The 20,929-nt window shown below is 45.0% G+C and carries 17 protein-coding genes, 1 tRNA gene and 1 riboswitch; of the genes, 4 read left to right on the top strand and 14 right to left on the bottom strand.

Features of this window, described 5'->3' with window-relative positions; all coding sequences use genetic code 11:
- From pth to FOT42_RS05265, 3 genes are all read right to left on the bottom strand, one after another.
- Positions 1–630, bottom strand: coding sequence for an aminoacyl-tRNA hydrolase (gene pth, locus FOT42_RS05275; RefSeq protein ID WP_151889535.1), 630 nt, complete (start codon positions 628–630; stop codon positions 1–3).
- 88 nt (positions 631–718) lie between these two features.
- Positions 719–1,363, bottom strand: coding sequence for a 50S ribosomal protein L25/general stress protein Ctc (locus FOT42_RS05270; protein WP_151889534.1), 645 nt, complete (start codon positions 1,361–1,363; stop codon positions 719–721).
- Positions 1,364–1,464: 101 nt separating this feature from the next.
- The gene (locus FOT42_RS05265) at positions 1,465–2,406 is read right to left on the bottom strand and encodes a ribose-phosphate pyrophosphokinase (protein WP_151889533.1); all 942 of its coding nucleotides are present in this window, start codon (positions 2,404–2,406) and stop codon (positions 1,465–1,467) included.
- 159 nt (positions 2,407–2,565) lie between these two features.
- On the opposite strand from FOT42_RS05265, the gene FOT42_RS05260 reads away from it, so the two are divergent.
- Positions 2,566–2,647, top strand: a tRNA-Leu gene (locus FOT42_RS05260).
- Between the two features lie 295 nt (positions 2,648–2,942).
- Here the strand turns inward: FOT42_RS05260 and FOT42_RS05255 are convergent.
- The 3 genes from FOT42_RS05255 to FOT42_RS18475 all read right to left on the bottom strand — a co-directional run bounded on the left by FOT42_RS05255 (position 2,943) and on the right by FOT42_RS18475 (position 6,444).
- The gene (locus tag FOT42_RS05255) at positions 2,943–3,437 is read right to left on the bottom strand and encodes a PAS domain-containing protein (protein ID WP_151889532.1); all 495 of its coding nucleotides are present in this window, start codon (positions 3,435–3,437) and stop codon (positions 2,943–2,945) included.
- A gap of 52 nt (positions 3,438–3,489) precedes the next feature.
- Complete coding sequence (metE, locus tag FOT42_RS05250) at positions 3,490–5,811, bottom strand: 5-methyltetrahydropteroyltriglutamate--homocysteine S-methyltransferase (protein WP_151889531.1); 2,322 nt, start codon at positions 5,809–5,811, stop codon at positions 3,490–3,492.
- Between the two features lie 162 nt (positions 5,812–5,973).
- Positions 5,974–6,171: riboswitch (cobalamin riboswitch) on the bottom strand.
- A gap of 69 nt (positions 6,172–6,240) precedes the next feature.
- Entirely contained in the window at positions 6,241–6,444 is a 204-nt protein-coding gene (locus FOT42_RS18475) for a tyrosine-type recombinase/integrase (protein WP_151889530.1), read from the bottom strand.
- A gap of 412 nt (positions 6,445–6,856) precedes the next feature.
- Between FOT42_RS18475 and FOT42_RS05240 the strand changes: the two genes are divergently transcribed.
- A complete protein-coding gene (locus FOT42_RS05240; protein WP_151889529.1) occupies positions 6,857–9,361 on the top strand; it encodes a hypothetical protein in 2,505 nt (834 codons plus the stop codon).
- Between the two features lie 127 nt (positions 9,362–9,488).
- Here the strand turns inward: FOT42_RS05240 and FOT42_RS18020 are convergent, their stop codons facing one another.
- Positions 9,489–9,644, bottom strand: coding sequence for a hypothetical protein (locus FOT42_RS18020; RefSeq protein WP_192938326.1), 156 nt, complete (start codon positions 9,642–9,644; stop codon positions 9,489–9,491).
- Between the two features lie 266 nt (positions 9,645–9,910).
- Between FOT42_RS18020 and FOT42_RS05235 the strand changes: the two genes are divergently transcribed.
- Both FOT42_RS05235 and FOT42_RS05230 read left to right on the top strand, forming a co-directional pair.
- A complete protein-coding gene (locus FOT42_RS05235) occupies positions 9,911–11,185 on the top strand; it encodes a ribonucleotide-diphosphate reductase subunit beta (protein WP_151889528.1) in 1,275 nt (424 codons plus the stop codon).
- Between the two features lie 2 nt (positions 11,186–11,187).
- Positions 11,188–12,981 (top strand): ribonucleoside-diphosphate reductase subunit alpha, encoded by a 1,794-nt coding sequence (locus FOT42_RS05230; protein ID WP_151889527.1) that lies wholly within the window; start codon positions 11,188–11,190, stop codon positions 12,979–12,981.
- A 57-nt stretch (positions 12,982–13,038) separates the two neighbouring features.
- On the opposite strand, the gene FOT42_RS05225 is transcribed toward FOT42_RS05230, so the two are convergent.
- From FOT42_RS05225 to FOT42_RS05195, 7 genes are read right to left on the bottom strand one after another with little or no spacing between them, the layout of a single operon-like run.
- Positions 13,039–15,270, bottom strand: a complete 2,232-nt coding sequence (locus tag FOT42_RS05225; RefSeq protein WP_151889526.1) for a DUF5916 domain-containing protein — start codon at positions 15,268–15,270, stop codon at positions 13,039–13,041.
- Positions 15,271–15,295: 25 nt separating this feature from the next.
- Entirely contained in the window at positions 15,296–16,708 is a 1,413-nt protein-coding gene (locus FOT42_RS05220; protein WP_151889525.1) for an alkaline phosphatase, read from the bottom strand.
- Between the two features lie 23 nt (positions 16,709–16,731).
- Positions 16,732–17,169, bottom strand: coding sequence for a hypothetical protein (locus FOT42_RS05215; protein ID WP_151889524.1), 438 nt, complete (start codon positions 17,167–17,169; stop codon positions 16,732–16,734).
- A complete protein-coding gene (locus FOT42_RS05210; protein ID WP_151889523.1) occupies positions 17,159–18,370 on the bottom strand; it encodes an ABC transporter permease in 1,212 nt (403 codons plus the stop codon). Before FOT42_RS05210 ends, FOT42_RS05215 begins: the two co-directional genes overlap by 11 nt.
- On the bottom strand, positions 18,367–18,996 hold the full coding sequence (locus FOT42_RS05205; RefSeq protein ID WP_151889522.1) for an ATP-binding cassette domain-containing protein: 630 nt from the start codon (positions 18,994–18,996) through the stop codon (positions 18,367–18,369). Before FOT42_RS05205 ends, FOT42_RS05210 begins: the two co-directional genes overlap by 4 nt.
- A gap of 56 nt (positions 18,997–19,052) precedes the next feature.
- The gene (locus tag FOT42_RS05200; RefSeq protein ID WP_151889521.1) at positions 19,053–19,448 is read right to left on the bottom strand and encodes a MerC domain-containing protein; all 396 of its coding nucleotides are present in this window, start codon (positions 19,446–19,448) and stop codon (positions 19,053–19,055) included.
- A gap of 52 nt (positions 19,449–19,500) precedes the next feature.
- Positions 19,501–20,928 (bottom strand): DUF3526 domain-containing protein, encoded by a 1,428-nt coding sequence (locus FOT42_RS05195; RefSeq protein WP_151889520.1) that lies wholly within the window; start codon positions 20,926–20,928, stop codon positions 19,501–19,503.
- Position 20,929: the final 1 nt, after the last annotated feature.

Raw genomic sequence — 20,929 nt, 5'->3', positions numbered from 1 at the left:
CTATTTCCCATTAAATAGGTTCATGGTGTTCTTTACACCGGCAAAAACAAAGGATCGGACAAGTTCTGTCGCTATTTTTAAGCGTTCGGGCATGGTCTTCATCTCTTCCTCGTTCCATTCGCCCAGAACATAATCCACTTGTTTTCCTTTGCCAAAATCGGCCCCTACGCCAAACCTAAAACGATTGTACTGGATCGTCTGCAATACATTTTGGATGTCCTTGAGCCCATTGTGGCCCCCATCACTTCCTTTGGTCTTCAGTCTGATGGTGCCAAAGGGGAGATTGATGTCGTCTGTGATGATAAGGACGTTGTCAAGGGGGATGCCCTCTTTGTCCATCCAATATTTTACCGCTTTGCCGCTAAGATTCATATATGTGGAAGGCTTTAGACAGATGATGCTTTTTCCCTTATGCTTGAAGGTGGCCGCTGCACCCAGTTTAGCATCTTCAAAAGTAAAATCCTCCTGTTGCGCCAAAAAATCCAGGACCTTGAACCCGATATTGTGGCGTGTTTCGGCATACTTTGAACCAATGTTCCCTAGGCCTACGACGAGAAATTTTTTCATGGGGTCTTTTTCTTGCAATAGCTGCTTTGGTGTGCCAAAAAGCTTGTTGATGAAACTGAACACTCGGTGAATGGAATTTTCTTAAAAATACAAAAGCATCCCAAATTTTACCGAAATAAAAACAGGGATGCTCTTGAAAAGGTTATCTGGACTATTCCGTAGCCTCTGCCTCGGTAGTTGCTTCGCCACCTTCAGCAGCTTCGGCTCCTTCAGCTCCTTCTTCTTCATCTTCCGCCTCATCGGCAATGGAAGTCCTGGAAGCTTTCACCTGTACAATGGCGGTGCTATCTGGGTGAAGAATCGTGTAATCATCGCTCAACACGGTTTCCACGGCAATGGTACCGCCTATCCTCAACTTGGAAATATCCACAGTGATAAAATCGGGAAGAAGTTCAGGTAGGGCCTTGATGGAAAGTTTTCGCTTTCTGAAAAGCAAACGTCCACCGTTACGTACCCCTGGGGAGTTTCCTTCCAAACGAACAGGGATGTCCATGGTCACAGGTTTGTCCTTGAACAATTGGTAGAAATCCACGTGAAGGATTTTGTCGGTCACTGGGTGGAACTGGATGTCCTGCAGTACAGCATCTAATTTTTGGCCATTTTCCAACTCAATCACAGCGGTGTGTGCGTTGGGAGTGTATACCAAATCTCTGAATTCCAGCTCTTCAGCTGAAAAGTGCAATGGTTTTTCCCCTCCGTACAGCACGCAAGGGACCTTACCAGCATTACGTAGGGTCTTGGTAGCAACCTTGCCCACGCTTTCTCTTTGGGATCCTTTGATTGTAATTGACTTCATAATCTATATTAATATTTAATTTATTCTAAATTTATCTTCGAAGTGCCCGGTTTTATCAGCCTGAGCACTTCGACTTCGCTCAGTGTAAACTTCATCGAAGGCTACATTAAAAATTTTGATGATATCGAGGTGTTGTGGTGCACCCGGTGCATGACGTCCGCAAAAAGGTCGGCGCAGCTCAATACCTTTATTTTATTTTGGTTGTGATCGATCGGAATGGAATCGGTGATGATCAGTTCCGTCAATTTTGATTTCTCTATTTTTTCGTAAGCGTTTCCAGAAAGCAAACCGTGAGTGGTCACGGCACGCACGCTTTCGGCCCCTCTTTCGATCATCAGGTCGGCAGCTTTGGTCAATGTTCCTGCGGTGTCCACCATATCGTCCACCAAGATCACATTTTTGCCCTGTACATCACCGATCAGCTCCATATGCGAAATGACATTCGCTTTGGCCCGCTGCTTGTAACAGATGACTACATCACACTCCAGTGCCTTGGAATAGGCATAGGCCCTTTTGGAACCTCCCATATCGGGTGATGCAATACAGAGGTTGTCCAAATTCAATCCTTTCAAATAAGGAAGGAACAGGGTGGAGGCGAATAAATGATCTACAGGTTTTTCAAAGAATCCCTGTATCTGGTCCGCATGTAGGTCCATGGTGATGATACGGGTGGCACCGGCGGTTTCCAACATTTTGGCCACCAATTTGGCAGCAATGGGAACACGGGGTTTGTCCTTCCTATCTTGTCTGGCCCATCCGAAATAGGGCATTACGGCCGTAATGTGCCTAGCGGAAGCCCTTTTGGCAGCGTCCAGCATCAGTAGCATTTCCATCAAGTTTTCCGAGCTTGGGTTGGTGGAGCCTATGATAAAGATCCTTGTTCCACGAATGGATTCCTCGAACGAAGGTTGAAACTCCCCGTCGCTATATCTGGAGAATTGGATGTTTCCCAGTTCCGCACCATATGAGGCGGCTATTTTCTTGCCCAACTCAATACTTTGGGTGCAGGCAAAAATTTTGGGTTCGGGAACTTGATAGGCCATTACAAACTCTTGTTAACTAGCTTTTTAAAGTACTTTTTTGCAAAGAGGTGCAAATTTAAAAATTAATTCGGGTTGCTAAAGGATAAATGGAAGTATTTTTTGATTGTAAATAAAATTATTTGTTTAGCTTTGCAGTCGCATTTCAGAAAATGCCAGCATGCCTTGGTGGCGGAATTGGTAGACGCGCTGGATTCAAAATCCAGTGTCTTCGGACGTGTGGGTTCGATTCCCACCCAAGGTACTGAAAAACCCTGATAAACATTTGTTTGTCAGGGTTTTTTTAATGATGTAAAGGTGGCGATGTTGTCAAGACCACGCTCTTTTAGGGCTCAACTGCCCGGGGCATGGTGTGTCAGTAAGGGCAATACATATTTGCTTGCCATTTACACATTGGAAATCAAAAAATAGAATGTCCGCAAAGCCTCTGGGATATTCTTTGAGTCCTATTGTAGGAGGCTTTGGTCTTTTGTTCTGTTTTCTTGGAGCATTTTGGACAAATAGAAACCAGTTTTACAGTCCGTCATGGGCTTGTCCTTTCAGGCTGCAAGCAACTCCTTTTCCAGGGCCAAAAAATTCACCAACATCCTTTTGGAATCATAGATAGGGACTATTTTGATCTGACAGAGATAGGGTTCCCCATTTTTTCGGTAATTCAAAACGGAACCTGTAAAGGTGTGCTCTGTTTTTAATTGCTCCCGAATTTTCTGTTTTGTACTTTCTGAAGTTTGGACTCCCTGAAGAAAATGAGGACTTTTCCCTATGGCAAAACTTTTGGAATACCCGGTCATTTCCTGAAAACCATCGCTTACCCAAACAATGTTCTTGTAGGGGTCGGTGATGACCATCGCATCATAGGTTTCGAGCTGTATCAAATTTTCCACGTCTCTTTCAACAACCCCATTCTTAAGGATAGATCTCAGTTGTGATAGATCTGTATCTTTTCTGAATTGTTTGATCAGTTTGTGATAGTGCTCTGCGTAAAAATCGAAGCACAATAATGGGGAGATGAATTTTTTTCCTTCTACTTTCATAGGTGTATGACCATTTAATTTGGGGCCAATGCAAACATCGGCCCCGATAATATTAATGTGATGGATGTGCTACCATATCCCTCATTTGTTGGGCGGCAGAAACCATGATTTTCAAGGCTTCCTTGGTTTCTTCCCATCCTCGGGTCTTCAACCCGCAATCCGGGTTCACCCACAGTTTGGATGCGGGCAACACCTTTTCCGCTTTTTTCAAAAGCCCCAAAATCTCCTCGGATGATGGCACCCTAGGGGAATGGATGTCGTAAACACCAGGTCCAATGTCATTGGGATAATCGAACTCGGAAAAGGCATCCAAGAGTTCCATCTGTGATCGGGAGCACTCAATGGTGATCACATCGGCATCCATGTCCGCAATGTCCTTGATGATATCGTTGAACTCGGAATAGCACATGTGCGTATGGATCTGTGTGGAATCCTCCACGCCGCTTGTGGACAGTTTAAAGGCCCCAATGGCCCAGTTCAGATAGGTTTCCCAATCCTTTTTGCGCAAGGGCAATCCTTCGCGTATGGCAGGTTCGTCCACCTGTATGATCGCTATGCCCGCTTTTTCAAGGTCCACCACTTCGTCAAGAATGGCGAGGGCAATCTGGTTGCAGGTTGAGGAACGGGGCTGATCGTCCCGTACAAAAGACCATTGTAAAATGGTGACCGGCCCCGTGAGCATGCCTTTCACCGGTTTTTCCGTCAACGATTGCGCAAAGGAGGTCCAAAATACCGTCATGGGCTCTGGTCTGGACACATCCCCGAAAATGATGGGGGGTTTCACGCATCGTGACCCATAACTCTGCACCCACCCATTTTGGGTAAAGGCAAAGCCTTCCAACTGTTCGCCAAAATATTCCACCATGTCGTTGCGTTCAAATTCGCCATGTACGGGCACATCAAGACCAATCTCCTCTTGGAAGTGTATCGCCTTTTCGGTTTCTTTTTTCAGAAAATCAATGTATTTCTGTTCGTTGAGATTACCTTTTTTGAACAGCGATCGAGCCTGCCTCACCGCTGGGGTCTGCGGGAAGGAGCCAATGGTCGTCGTCGGGAAGAGCGGCAGTTTTAGATGCGTTTCCTGAAGCACCTTTCTCTTTTCAAAGGGAGATGTTCTTCGGAAGTCACTCTCGCTGAGGTGTTCCACCCGTTTCTTTACCTCGGGTTTATGGATCAATGCAGCGTTCTTCCTTTTCTCCGTTGAGGCCAAATTGTCTTTAAAGAGTGGGTGGGAGATGTGTTCAGGGGTTTCTGAAAGGGTTTTGAGGCTTTGGAGTTCCTCCAGTTTTTGCTTGGCAAAGGCCATCCAGTCCTTCACTTCCTTTGGAAGTGTCTTTTCATTGGTCTCCAAATCCAGATCATTGGGGACGTGCAATAGCGAACAGGAAGGGGAGATAATCACTCGCTCTTCGCCCAACTGCGTTTTTGCTCTGCGGATGTGTTCCAATGAAGAGGAAAAATCATTTTTCCAGACATTGCGTCCGTCCACCACACCCAATGACAGGGATGTTTTTTCTCCAAGCTTGCCAGATTCCAATACTTCGCCCAATAGTCCTGGGCTTCGCTTCAGATCCAGGTGTAGGGCGCAAACGGGCAAGGACAACGCTGTGTCAAGATTGTCCCCAAAGCCTCCAAAATAACTGGACAATAGAATTTTTAATGAAGGAAACTTCTCAGCTATGCCCTGATATACTTTTGCAATGGCCTCTTCTTCCCTGGCCGTCAGGTCTGTGGCAAGAACAGGTTCGTCCATTTGGATCCAGGTCGCTCCGGCTTCCACCAATTTTTCCAAAAGGATATGGTAAACAGGGAGTAGTTTGGGCAAGAGGTCAAGCCTATGGAACCCTTCTTCCTTTTCCTTGCCCAACAGGAGATAGGTGACAGGGCCCAAGAGCACAGGTTTGGTCTGGATCCCCAAAGCCTTTGCTTCATTGAACTCATCGATGATCTTTGTGGAAAGCAACTCGAATTCTTGGTCCTTTTCAAATTCTGGGACGATGTAGTGATAATTTGTGTCGAACCATTTGGTCATTTCCATGGCGATGACGTCCATTTCTTTTTTCTGATAACCCCTTGCCATGGCAAAATACAGGTCCATAAGGTTTCCTTGGGATTCCTTCACATCGAAATAACGTTTGGGAACAGCTCCGACCATCAGGGTGGTGTCCAAGACCTGATCGTAAAATGAAAAATCGTTGGAGGGAATAAGGTCGATGCTCTTTTCCTGTTGGAGCTTCCAGTTTTCCGTTCGTATGCTCTTTCCGGTCTCGAGTAGGTCCTCCAAGGAGATCTTTCCGGACCAATACTTTTCGCAAGCCCTTTTCAGCTCACGGTGGGTCCCGATCCTCGGGTAGCCCAAATTGGTTGTTTTCATTGCTAAAGCTTTTATAAAATTGAACAATTAGATAAAAGCTCCTTAGCTCAACTTCGCAATGCCTTAAAACAAGAAGAACGCAGAAGGAATTTGCCGAGGGGTTCCCGGTAAGGTTCAAACGTTCGACCTGCCCTGTACGCGAAGGCACCGTCAAAATCCTACAACGTAGGAACGATATGGGCAGGTATCCTGGCTTGTCCGATTTTTACCGCCTTCTCATCCTTTCGGACAATGGCTCTTTTGGCAAAAACATGCTATCCCAAATGGGATCGGACTTACAGTTGCGCGTCAGCTCGTGATTTACACACGATTCCCTTTTAATCCCGACCTATGTCGGAAACCCTTATCGTTTTGATAAAGAAATTAAGTAAAGAACTTATGGGTATAAAAGTAGGTAATAATCTGCGCATTTAGATATTTAGAAAAGGATTAAATAATATGCCAATCAAATAAATTGTAAAGTAGGTCACTTATCAATTGCTTCATCTTGTAACTGTGAAGATGGTTAAGATATTTCAAGGTGCTTCTGATAGAACTATGACCCATGGCATCGGCAACGGTTTTTAGGTTAGCCCCATTTATCAATAGCTGATGAGCAAATGTATGTCTTGCACAATAAAAAGGAATATGCATATCTATTCTGGCCCCTTTTTACCCAATTTCGAATTGCTTTATTGGCTGCATTGTCACTCAGCAATTGTAAGTTAAAGACATGTTTTCCTTATCGTCCGGTCCGCCAAGAATTTTCTGAGCGGTTTGGTTAAGTCTGTTGTTAATCAATTCTCCTGTTTTTATTTCTAAGTGTTATTAAGCGCCCTTTATTGATATTTTTCCATTTAAGCTTTTGGGTTTCAGCAAGACTAAGAGAAGCACACAAACAGGAAGGTCTTTTTTATATCAATGTTACCGCCCAAGGCGCTAAAGAACCATGATGGTCATTTGATTATCAGGGTTGTGTGTTTTTCACATAACGTAAAAGTGGCAGATTTTTTTGAGATTGGCCGTTTTTTAACAAAATTGCTCTGCTGAAAATTAAGGTTGGATTTTGAAATGGATTTTAAATCCATTTCAAACATTTAGCATCTTAGTCCCGAAAACTTGTGTTGTAAGTAGGGCGGTGTTTCTTAAACTTGTTCTTGAAGGATGGCAATTGGCCGATGCTCAAAAGGCTGGTTTGATTTGCACTGAGAATATCCTATCTTTATTAAAAGTGTTCCATATTAAAAAAATTACCACTTTCCTATTTTTTATCACTCTGTTCTTTGTTGCGCTTGGACAAGATGCTCCAACAATGGATACAGAACAAGTCCCATTGCTTGAGAATATACATTTACACCTGAACAAAACGGTTTTTTTCAAAGGGGAACACCTTTGGTTCAAGGCATATGTTCAAGATCAATACCAACAACTACCATCTTCAACAACCACCAATTTACATGTAGGCATTTTTTCAAAGGATGGAAAGGTCCTGATAAAAAAAATGTTCTTCGTCAATAATGGCAGCTCTTACGGTGATTTCAAAATTGACTCGACTTTTGTCGAGGGTTCATATGCTCTTATGGCCTGGACCAACTACATGAAAAATTTTGAGTTTGCCACCCCCTTTCTTCAAAAGATAACAATAATCGGGCCTACCAATAAACCAAAAGTAAAAGCAGAAAACGGAATGACCATTTTGGTTCATCCAGAGGGCCAGAAAATTATGGCTGGTACATTTAATAGTGTAGGACTGATGGTTTTTGACGAGGCTCTAAACCCTTTAGAAACCAAGGAAATACAGTTGGTGACTGGGGATGGCGATAAAGTTCAATCAAACATTCAAACAAACGAGTTGGGGCAAGGTAGGTTTGTTTTTTTTGCCAATCCTACAAAATCATATTTTATAAAAATCAAAGATGCGAATGGTGCATGGGTTACCAAAGAGCTGGAAAACAAGCTTCAACAGGGAATAGGGGTCAGTGTGGATAACACGGCAAAAGATGTTGTTGTCCTAAGCCCAAAATGGTCAAAAGCCACTTTCAACTCAAGAGAGGGAGCAAGATTTTCAATGGCAATTTTTAACCATATAAGCCGTTCGTTCGTATATCGTCATGAAATTGATGGTGACAGTATTTCCATCTCAGTGGACCGTTATCAAATTCCCAGCGGAATCAATACGGCAATGATTTTGGATGAAGAAATGCGACCTCTTTCGCAACGAATGTTTTTCAATAGACGGACAGCAAGCAAAAAGGTACATTCGGTAGAGGTCGACTATTGCCTGACCAAAGGCCAAGACTCCCTGCAGTTGGATGTGATACTTCCCAAAGGTCACAAAATGGCCAATTTGAGTATGTCGGTGCTCCCTGCCAACTCAAGTGCGTGTTTGCCCAACAATTCCATAGTCTCGTCCTTTTTGGTGCAGCCTTACCTCGAGAAGCAATTTGTTAAAGGGCCCTATTTTTTTGAAGGAACCCACCGTTCAAGTGACTATCAATTGGACACCAGGTTGCTCATGGAAGGAACAGAAAAGTTTGACAGTTTTAGGTCAATGGATGTGCAAAACACTCCATATGAAATGGAGAAATACATTGCTTTTAATGGTAAGATTTTGGATGCCGACCTCAAAAATGAAAAACAGGTTTCCCTAATGTCACAAACATCGGGTGCCATCAATCTTTTTGACCTTTCAAAGAACAAAAACTTCAAAGGGAACCTTCCTTTATTTGAGGGGGACTCTATATTGGTAAGTGTTTTGGACGAAAAAGGAAAACTCAGAAAGCCCAAAGCGGAACTCCATTTCAAAGATTATAGTGGTGACACTTTTGATTATACAAAATGGTTGGCGAATGTTAGTGAGGTTGAGCCAGAAGCTATGCTTTTGGAAATAGATCACGACCTGAACCTATCGGAAAGGACCATATTGCTTGACGAGGTTGTGGTTTTGGAAAAAATGAAGGATAACACCAAATTCCAAATAACCGCTTTGGCTGAAGGACGAATCATTGATAAAGGGACCGTGAATCGATATAGATCTTTTCAAAATTATGTCCATATATTGGGCTTTCATACTCGTCTGAAACTAGAAGAAGGGGGTATTGGTGTGTATATTCTTGACCCTCCCGGCCTTAGGGCTGTACCTGTCTTTGTTGAAGGTATGGTGGCCAACCCGGTTGAGTTGATGAACATGCCACTTTCTTCTATAAAATCAATAGTTTATAGCAAAAGTAGACAAGGACCTTTTATTTCACTGTCGCTACGGTATGATTATGATGAATTGTATGACAGAGTACGGTTTGCAAGTCTTTCTTTGCCAGAGGGATTCAGTCGAGCACAAAGCTATTTTAGTCCAAATTATCCAGATTACACCTCATTTTTGTACAAGAGATATGGTGCCATTTGGTGGGAAAGTCAACTTGGGGTCAACTCGGAAGTACCACATATGATCACCGTGCCTCTGAATGAACAGAAAAAAGTAAAAATCATTATTGAGGGGATGTCTGCCAATGGCATTTTGTATCATACGGAACAAATCTGCAGCCCTTTTGAAAACAATTATTCCGCAAACTAGGTTCAATGAAACAGACCAAAGGAGCTGTAGGAAACCCGAAATTTTACCAGAAATCAAGGAATGTGATTATAATTAATTGACTGTCAGACTATCATTACGTGTAATTCTTTTTCGGAGGTTATAAAGGTCAAATGTTGATGTTCACATAGACCGATAGCCTGTTCTTTATTTCCACTTTGCCGTTGTTGAGGTTTTGTGAAATGGGCAACATGATTGAAACTCCAAAAAGCATAGGTCCGGTAATTAACAACAATGCCGCCTTTTCCAAAAAAGACAGTTCCATCCCAGATTATTATGCTTGAATAGGTTTCATGGAAATATGGAAATAGTATACGTGCCTCATCTTTTTTCTAAAAAATCCTTTGGGTTGACACTTATCAGCTTTTCCGCAAAGCGCACTTTTTAAGTTTGTTCCATCGATTTTTAGGCCAAAAAAAAGGAATGTTGATAAAAGTGTTGAGAACCTAAGAGGGCCAATGTGAAATCCAAGTAAAGAAAATATGAATTTTACAATCGAGCTATTTCGTGCAACTCCAAAAAGTTTTCCAAATGCATATTATCCAAATCACTAAAAGAGATTTTAGTACCCAAACATTTGATTTACACAAAATTACCAATGCCATTCTGAAGGCCATGACCGCTGTGGACCATGGGCAGATCAGTGACGCGCAGGCCATTGCGGACAACGTTCAGCGCACCTTGTTGGAGCGAAAGAGCAAGGACGAGCAGTATGTGCCCACCGTGGAAGAGGTGCAGGATGTGGTGGAGAACGAACTCATGAACAGTGAGTTCCATGACGTGGCCAAAGCATATATCATATATAGGAACAAGAGGGCCCAAATGCGCCAAACGGACATTTTCGAAAAGCGCATCAACCTAAAGCCCTACGAGTATCCACAATTGTATGAATATGTGCCAGCGATCAGGCATTCGTATTGGATCCATACCGAGTTCAACTTTACCAGCGATATCCAAGATTTCAAATCCGGTCTTAGCGAAATTGAAAAAAGTGCCATCAAGAACACCATGTTGGCCATTTCCCAGATAGAAGTGGCGGTGAAGACCTTTTGGGGGGATATTTACCACCGCATGCCCAAACCGGAAATAGGTTCAGTTGGGGCCACCTTTGCCGAGAGCGAGGTGAGGCACCACGATGCCTATTCGCATTTGTTGGAGATATTGGGCCTGAACAATGAGTTTGAGAACCTGAAGAAAAAGCCCGTCATCATGAAGCGGGTACAGTATTTGGAGACCGCCCTCAAAAACGCCAAAAGCGAGAACAACAAGGAGTATGCGGAGTCCATTTTGCTCTTTTCCCTGTTCATTGAGCACGTTTCCCTCTTCTCCCAATTCTTGATCATTATGGCGTTCAACAAGCATAAAAATATGCTCAAGGGAATTTCCAATGTGGTCGAGGCCACTTCAAAAGAAGAACAGATCCATGGTGATTTTGGGATCGATGTCATCAACATCATCAAAAAGGAACGGCCAGAGTGGTTCGATGAGGAATACAAGACCATGATCCAGGAACTATGCGAAGAAGCTTTCCAATCCGAGAGCAAGATTGTGGATTGGATCTTTGAGGAGGGCGAGCTTGACTTTTTGCCGAAGGCTGTGGTGAACGAGTTCATCAAAAATCGGTTCAACAATTCCTTGGAGAGCATAGGTATTGCCAAAATATTCGATGTCGATCAAAAACTATTGGCACAGACCGAATGGTTCGATGACGAGATCATAGGAACAAAACACGGAGACTTTTTTGTGAAAAGATCCATCAACTATAGCAAGAGAACACAAAGTATAACCAGCGACGACCTTTTTTAATTATGGAGAACAAGACCCCATCCTCACAGATCACGGACCAAATCAAGGACAACAAGACCCAAGAACTTGTAAATGCCAGAAAGGATGCCCTGTCCAAACTCAAGACCAAAGAGGAAGACAAGGGCTTTGAATGGCTCAATGAATACAGTCGCAGCTTTTTGGGGTCGGGCTACCTCACCGAAGGGGCAACCCCGGAGGGACGTATCCGTGAGATTGCGGAAAGGGCCGAACATATTTTACAGATACCCGGCTATGCGGACAAGTTCTACCACTACATGTCCGAAGGGTTTTTCTCCTTGGCATCGCCCGTTTGGTCCAATTTTGGGAAAAGAAGGGGATTGCCCATCAGCTGTTTTGGGTCCCACATCGATGACGATATGGGGAACATCCTCTACACCCAGTCCGAAGTGGGCATGATGTCCAAATTGGGCGGGGGAACGTCCGGTTATTTTGGAAAGATCAGGCACAGGGGCGCCCCGGTAAAAAATAATGGACAGGCTTCAGGAGCGGTCCATATCATGCAACTGTTCGAGTCCATGGTGGATGTGGTGAGCCAAGGTTCCGTACGTCGCGGCCGTTTTTCGCCCTACCTGCCCATAGATCATAAGGACATCATGGAGTTTTTGGAAATAGGGACCGAAGGAAACCCGATCCAACAGCTTACCCATGGGGTCACCGTGACCAACCAATGGATGGAGGAAATGATAGCCGGTGATGAGGACAAGCGGGTCGTTTGGGCCAAGGTGCTCCAGAGAAGGGGAGAAATGGGGTATCCCTACGTATTCTTCTCTGACAATGCCAACGATGGCGCCGCGGATGTATATAAGGACAAAGATCACCGTATCTATGCCAGTAACCTGTGTACGGAGATCATGTTGCCGTCCAACGACAATTGGTCCTTTGTCTGTGTGCTTTCCAGTATCAACCTGTTGCACTACGACAAATGGAAAAATACCGATGCCGTGGAGACCATGGTCTATTTCTTGGATGCAGTGATCACTGAATTCATCGAAAAGTTGGAGGCCTATCGGGATTCTTCCGACCGTGATGACAGACAGACCTTCCTCTTTATGGAAAGGGCCTATAACTTTGCCAAGGAGAACCGCGCTTTGGGCCTAGGGGCCTTGGGCTGGCACTCCCTCTTGCAGTCGAAGAGGCTTGCTTTCGATAGTCAGGAAGCATACAATCTCAACAATGAAATATTCAAGGCCATCAAGGATCGTTCCTACAAGGCATCTGAAGAGTTGGCCGAACGTTTTGGCGAACCTGAAGTATTGAAAGGTTATGGCCGAAGGAACACGACCTTGAACGCCATTGCGCCCACCACTTCCTCAGCCTTCATCTTGGGCCAAGTGTCCCAGGGAATCGAGCCCATCTGGAGCAATTGTTACGTGAAGGACATTGCCAAGATCAAGGTGACCATCAAGAATCCTTATCTGATGGACCTATTGGAGGAAAAAGGACAGAACACCCCTGACGTCTGGAAGAGCATCCGCGATATGGACGGTTCCGTGCAGCACTTGGAGTTTTTGACCGAAGAGGAGAAGGCCGTGTTCAAGACCTATTCCGAATTGGACCAGTTGGACATTGTGTACCAGGCTGCCAACAGGCAGAACCATATCGATCAAGGGCAATCGGTGAACATCATCGTGCACCCCGACATGCCCACGAAGGACATCAACAAGATCCATGTAACGGCATGGAAACTGGGACTGAAGTCTTTGTACTATCAACACAGTATGAATGCCGCACAAAAGTTCAAACAAAAGAAAGAGTGCACCAGTTGTGAGGCATAAACGCCACCTTTTTAAGATATAGAATAAAGAACGATGCGGAAACGCATCGTTTTTGTTTCAAAACTGTTTTAAGAATGTGATTTTGCTGATAAACTGTCGTGAACTTTGTACCGGTTCAAAAATATGCGTTTGGGTATCATTGAACACTAGATAGATGAACGAAAGGGGCATATATTCCCAACTAAAACGGACGTTCCAACGTCCCTGTTCGTCAAAACTGTTGTATTGATAGAAAGTGGACAGCTGTACCCTTGGGTTCAAGGCCACCCTTACATTTGCGGAATAGAGGTCGGTATCCAGATCTTCCTGTAGAATGCCGAGACCGTTGATATTGTTGTTTTCATAATTGGCGGAGAAGGCAATATGAGGTATCGGGGCATAGCGCATTCCAAGGGTAAGTGTTTTACGGTCGCCGTTATAAAATTTGCCTAGGTCGTAACTTACTGAGCCCGATAATTTCTTGGACTGATCGGTATTGTACGTGCCAAAAAATCGAGTGTATTGATAGTTTCCCTGCTCAATTTCCAATCCCAAAGGAGCGAAATCAAAGTTGATGTTCTGCCATGTAGGGGTAAAGGAGAGTTCCAAAAAACTATTGTCCTTGAACCAGGTGTAAACAGGAAATAGATAGAGACTTGCTTGCTGAAAACTTCCAAAATCCTCGAAATCATGGTAATAGTTCACGAACACCCCTGGGTCCCACCTTCTCACAAACGGCAACGATTTTGGCCGTAGGATGGCATAACCTCCGGGGCTATGGTACATCACGTCTTTTTGGAAGACAAAACCCATATCGGGACTATAAGACTTGCTTACAAAGGCATTTACATAGCCCACATAATAATTGTTCGTAGAGGTGCCACCAAAAATCCTTCCGGAATATCCAGTCTGTCCCGTTTCACTGTCCAGGGAAGTGCTAAGCAAATAAGTAAAGGTGATCTCGCTCTTGGGCCGGATCATTCCATCGATTGAAATGGTGGTATTGTTCTGGCTGGAAATCCCAAGGTCACTCGCCGTATCGTCCAACCGATAGGTCACCATGGCACCAACATTGTTTTCCTTCCCATAATTTTGGGCATATCGGGCCACGCCAAATGTGCTCCCTGTACTATTGTCCGTTTCCCTTTGTCGTACTACCAGTCCTGCAAGCGTTCTATTTTCATTGCGATCGGTAAACCGGGCACCAAAATCCAAGGGAGCGGGTCTGGCATTAAATGTGTTTTCCAAGCCGATGGTACGGCTAAAGAAGGGCCTTACCTGAGTGTTGCCCCCACCGGACCAAATACCCGAATTTTCCAAAAAGAACTGTCTTCGCTCCGGAAAAAAGATATTGAAACGCTCCAGATTGTTCACCGCCCTGTCCACATCGGCCTGGGCAAAATCCGTATTGATGGTCAGATCTAGTACACTGTTCGGGCTTATGGCCCATTTTACATCACCTCCAACTTTCGGGTCACTTGATGTATCGATGAGTTGGTTTCCAGATTTGGATTCTTCATACTGATAAAGCGTATAAGGCTCTACCCGAACATTTGCCGAGGGAGGAGGTACATCAAGACCGGTCAACTTGGCAGCATAGGTCATCCGGTTTTCCGAGAAAGATTGGGGAATGGCGGGAAAAACCGTTTTCTCAAAATCCTTTCGGGCCAATCGATAAAACGTGATGCCCCACTCCACAGGAGCGCCTTCCATAGGCTTGTCATATCTGATGGACTTGAAAGGAATGGCGAACTCTGCATAATATCCTTCAGCTGTACGTTGTGTCCGTACACTCCATAGCGCGTTCCAATCGGCATCCGTATTGGAATCGTTGAAGCTCTGCTGGTCCAGTTGGTTCCCATGGGGCGTGGTTTGGAACGAAATGGCATATTGCTTGGTGTTCTGCGCATCGATTTGAATACCGAACACATCATTCTCATCATTATTGAAATCACGACGAAGATCCTGCATCCGTACGCCCTTTTTTCCCATGGAATCCTTACAGAATACTCCGAAATACAAGTTTCGGTCATCGTAAAGCACCCTAACCGTTGTAGGGTTTTTGATATCCCCTCCCTGAACGGGTTCCACCCTGAAAAAATCTGTGATGGTCTCGGCATTTTCCCATTCAGGTTCGTCCAAATAACCGTCAACCGCTATTTTGCTTTGGGTTCGCATAGCGGATATAATGGGGGGATTTTCGGGTGGCGGAAAATTATCTTTTTGGTCTTGGGCAAAGAGGCCGCCAAGGGACACGAATAGGAATATCCCAATTGGGAAGATGTTGGACAAAGAGCTTTTTGGTTTCATTTTGATTGGAAATTGGGTGGTCCATTTAAAAAGTATTCTCTACCTCTGCGGCTTCGAGCATGAGATAGTGTAGTTCGGTATTTTTCAAAAAAGGCTTCAACAATTGGCTTCCAGGGCCGTACATGGCCAGTTCCACATAATCGGCGGAGTGCTGCATGCTGATCCAACCCACTGAGTTATGTTGTTTTTGGATTTCGGCCAAAGCACTGAAAGGCAAGTGCTTGGGATTGTACAAACCATCTTCGGCATTGAGGGAACCGTAATACCCCAAAAGTGTATTGGCTTCCCCGTCCGTCAACTCAAAGCCGTTGGCATATTCCACACGCTCTTTCACACTGCTTACGGATGTTTCCCTACCGATACCGTTCAAAATCCATTCGTTGGTGTGCTTGTAGTTTTGGATGGAATCAAAATGGTCATTGGCATAGTTCCCATAGATGACCCCAGGGTTGGCATTTCCATGGTCGGTAGTGATGATCACCAAGGTCTCCCCGTCCTTTTCTGCGAAATCCATGGCAACTTGGATGGCTTCATCAAGGGCAACTTGATCATAGATCAACCCGGCAATGTCGTTGGCATGGGCGGCCCAGTCCACTTTCCCTCCTTCAACTTGGAGCACGAACCCTTTGGGGCTGCCCTTTAGATTATCAATGGCCTTTTGGGTCATTTCGGCCAAACTGGGGGTGCTTTCCTTTAGTTCTCCATTGTTTTCCCGATCCTTGGCATAGGGTAGGCCATTATTGGTAAAAACACCCAAGATGGATTGGTCCTTCGGGGCGGCCAACATTTCATTTCTGGTCTGGGCTACGTAATAGCCATTGCTTTCAAAGGCGGCGTACATATTTTTTCCATCTTTTCGCTTATCCGACGCAAAGTATTCGTTGCCCCCACCCATCAGTACATCAAAACCGTGCTCCAGATATTTTTCAGCAATGGATTCTTGGTCATTTCTGGATTTTTCGTTCACACAAAACCCAGCAGGGGTCGCATGGGTAATGGGAACCGTGGTCACGCATCCGGCCTTTTTGCCGACAGCCTTGAATTTTTGCCATATGGGAAGATGGGCTTCGCCATTGACTCCAATATTGATGCCGCCGTTCTTGATCCTGACACCACCTCCCCATGATGAACTGGCAGCAGCAGAGTCGGTGACGATGGAACTTGCCGACGCCATGTCCATCAGGGCACGTGAAACTTTATTTTCCCGATACAGGTTCAACCAGTTGCTGCCCTTTCCCGTTTTTCTGGAAAGATAGAGGTCGGCCATGTTCAGGGTGCCCGTGCTCATGCCATCGCTGACCAGCATAATGATGTTCTTGGCCTTTTTCCGTTTCCAGCCATCCTCAAAGTCGGAAGCCCTAATAGATTCGAATGGAGCAAAAAGGGAAGCTCCCAAGGCTGATAGTGTTCCGTTCCTGAAAAATTTTCTTCTGTTCATTTTTATACTGTGTTATTGGTTTTTCATTTCATTTTTTGGGCAACACAATCGGTAAGGATGTAATTAAAGTGTTGTACATCATCTGCATTGAGCTTCAGTATGCCGGTGACATGAAGAATATCATCGGTTTTGAAACCCGGTTTCGATTTAAATTGAATTTCCATGGCCGTTTCTGGCCCTCCCATACCACAAAAAAAGCAGGAGGCCATGGGGTTTTTGGAAAGGATGAACAGTTTGCCACTAGGGTCTATATCCAAAAAAAAGCCAGTAATGGATACTTTCTTGCCTTCAAGGGACTTCATCCGTTCACTAAATTCTGGGTACAAAAAATATTCCCCGTAGCTTGGAAAATACTTTTCCGTATAATTGATACGGGACAAATCCCACCATGTTATTTCTGTTTGCGAGAAACAGGCTGCGGAGGATAGAAAGAAGAAGGCGACAAGGATTTTATTTTTCATGACTCAATATTTTGGAGATGTTCATTTTAATGAGGGGGTAAATGGCAAGTGCGATGGACAACAAGACCATCGACAAAACCAACACTCCTGTTTGCAATACTTCTTGGTATTTGAGTTGGAGCGGCATGGTTTGTTTGTATTGGTCCGCTATCATTTCAAAAATGAAAAAGACGCCGATCTGCGATAAGAGGATACCCATGAGAAAGGCGGTCCCGGCCATCAAAACACCTTCATATAGTACCATTTTTGCCAATTGGAACCTATTGGCCCCATAGCTTCGCATGAGTGCCAGGTCAAAGGCCCGATCGCGTACCATTCTGTACAGGCTTATGAATATGGTGATGCAGGAAATGACCAAAATCGCATAGGCTATCCAAGTGATCGTTTTTACCCCAACACCTGTAAACTGGTACAGACGTTCCAGTTCAAATTTGGGCAGGGCTGCCTGCATATTGGTGTTTTCGTTGATACTGCGGGGGACGGTCAGCAGTGCGATGGGATTCCTGAAAGAGACCAACAATGATGTGATTTCCTGCTCATGTTCCTCTTCTCCTTCCTCCTGATGTTCTTCTTTATGCTCCTCTTCATGGTGATGCACTTCCCAAATGGTCTCCAATCCGGTAACAATCAAACGGTCCAATACTTTGTGGGTCGTGTTGTAGATGCCCACCACGGTGAGAGGTTCTTCATGCGTATGTGCGCCCTTTTCAATCAGTCCGTGGGAACTTTGGAAGGTGTCCCCGATGCGAAGCCCCAATTTTTCGGCCACGGAAGCCCCAAGGACCACTTCCATGGGTTTTTCCATAGATCGACCGTGTGTTATGCTTGCGCTATAGAGCGTGGCAAAGTCATCGGTGGTGCCCACAATTCTATATCCTTTAAAATTATCGCCATAAGAGATGGGCACGGCTTTTTGGATCATGGGGTTTTTCATCAGTCCCTTCGCTTCTTCAAAAGGAATGTTTCCCGTTGGATTGTCTATATGGAGCACGGATGCGAGTACCAGTTGGAGAGGGCTTCCCTTGGCTCCCACAACCATATCGATTTCTCCCAAATTGTTGTCCAATTGCCCCCTGAAAGATTTATCCAATTGTTGGATTCCTACAAGAAGGGCAATGCTTACCGATAGCGTTAGGATGCCCAAAAAAGTGTAAAGGGGCTTGAACCTAAAATTTCTTAAACTGATTTTCCAAATGTTCATAATGCCAGTGTTTTGGTGAACAAAGGTTTTATGCGCTGGTCATGTGTTATTACAATTAAATTGGCACTGTTCATCTCGGCTTGCTCAATCAAAAGTTGCATTACCTTGGTGCAATTGTCATCGTCCAAACTGGAGGTGGGCTCATCAGCAAATATGATCTGCGGATGGTGTACCATTGCCATGGCGATGCCCAAACGTTGCAATTGTCCTTCGCTCAACTCCCTGATTTTTTTGTTTTTGCAATCCGAGATGTCAAGGTGTTCCAATAAGTCCTTGATCACGGTTTGAGAGATGGTTTTTTGGGCAAAGAAAAGCCTGGCCTCTAAATTCTCTATGACGGTGAGGGATTGGATGGCATGGTTGTTTTGGAACACAATCCCGATGTTCTGTCCCCTGAACCTGTCCAACTGTCTATTTGAAAGGGTGTGGATGGGAACCCCGTCAATTTCGATGCTGCCATCCATGGGAGGCAACAAGCCTGCCAACAGGTGCAGCAGGGTGGTTTTGCCGATTCCGGATTTTCCCAAGATCAGGAGGTTCTGGGACGCATCCAAAGAAATATCAGGAAAACGGAACTGCTCACTTTTTTTATCGTATTCGAATTTTAGATTACTCGTCCTTACCATAAATTATGGGGTATTTGTCAAGTTCTTCGAAAATTGAAGGATGGATTTTCCATTCCTCAGGATTTACAGTTGGTATGGTTGCCCGTCGCACGAAGCAGTTTCCAGTTCACATAGTGGGCCACCGAAACCATCAGGGCTCCCGTTACGGTATTGGCCACTTCCCAGAGTTCATTCAAATCCAACCTGCCCAGGGCGATCAGACCAAAACCACAGCCGGCAATGAGCAATGGTTTCAGTTTGTAATGGGCCTTTTTATAGCTTGGCCAAAGGGAAACAAAGACAAATACCACCCCGATAGCAATGAATGACCACTCAATGAGCGGATGGTGTAAAAAATGGAGACTTGCCAAAGAGGAGAAGGATAGCACAATGGGGACCGCTGCGCAATGGATGGCGCAGATCAGTGAACTGGATAGGGCGATGATATCGTAAGTCGGATTTTTTATTTTCATTTTATTTCGTTTATACAGATTCTTGCTTAAGCTTTTAGTATTTGTAATAATATCAATCGGCCAATATTCCTTTTTGCCGCGTCGCGCCCTGTACTGCAAAACCTAGACCCAACAGGACCAATGCCATCGCCAATAGGATCAGGATTGCTTTGGGAACGCCACTTTGGCCAAGGGCATGGTATTGGAACTGTGGCAGATTGGTATGGTCCTCACTCTTGAATAGGGTGTTGTTGTACAAAAAGGACATGAAGTGTTCCCTCCATGATTCTGAAAAGGCGATGACTTGCCTTCGGTAGTTTTCATAATCTGCCGTTGAGGTCCCGGATAGATTGTTCAGGGATTCCTGCACCACGATAGCGGGGGAGGTCCACTGCAATTGCCTTGACCAGGATTGTTGTTTTTTCAACTGCGTTTCGTAGGCGTTCACAATGGGTGCCAATTCTTCTTTCACCACTTTTTGGGAAGCCATATAGTTGTGGTAGAAACTTCGGGTCTGTGTCGAATCGTTTATGGCATATTCTGGATGGTCCCGGAGGAAGTTGTCCAAGATCTCATCCTGTCTTTTGGTGGCTTCTACTTTACGCTCGCGCATTTCATTGATCATGAGGGTCCTTGAGGGCATTGGGTATAGGGTTCCCGCCAATTGGTTTAGGACCGAGGGCACCAATAGCACAAAGACAACCCATAGACCCAAGAGGGAAACGGCATTTTTGGCCGAACTCCCCACATACAGGTTCACCAGGAACGCCAGGGAAAACCAGAAGAGCATATAGCTCAGGGCCAGGCCCAATAAACCAAATACCTTGCTCCATTCCAACGGTTGAATGCCCACGATCAGAATTACCAACACCAATGTGGTCACTACCAGAACGGACAGCCAGAAAAATCGGAGGATAAGTTTCTGGAACACCCATTTTCGGATGGATATGGGCTGTGACGCCAACAAACGCAATGAGCCAGATTCTTTTTCAGACGAGAGCACGTTGTACGAAAAGGCGATGATCAACAAGGGCAGCAAATAAACGATCACAAAGGCCAAGTCAAAACTACCGAAGAGTAGTTGCACGGGACTGGTCATTTCCGTAAAATTCAATGCAAAGTCATCCCCAGTTGCGGTCGGTTTCACATAATGGGTGAAGATATCGGCCTGCCCTGTAGAAACGAAAGCCATAGGCTGCGGATCCATGGCCACCACTCTTGGGTAATAGTTGGCCACAGCCATGGGACTGGTGGGGATGGTCCAGGGAGAGGCACTTACGGCCATGCCCCGCTCCACGGAATCCAACAATTTCAGCATGGATTGGTCGGTATCGAGTACTTCCTGTTTGGCTGCAGCAATATCCACCTTTCTTTTTTCTACTTTTTCTTTCCCGTTGAATGCTGAAAAGCCAAAAAGCAGCAACAAGAGGAGGCTCAGCAATTGGATCCAACGACTGCGCAACAAAATCCGTAATTCATAAATAAAATTGTATCGTAACATG

This window comes from Flagellimonas hadalis, from assembly GCF_007785775.2.
Lineage (GTDB): Bacteria > Bacteroidota > Bacteroidia > Flavobacteriales > Flavobacteriaceae > Flagellimonas > Flagellimonas hadalis.
The sequence above is the reverse complement of the archived record's forward strand: the minus strand, read 5'-3'. Positions and strand labels throughout refer to the sequence as shown.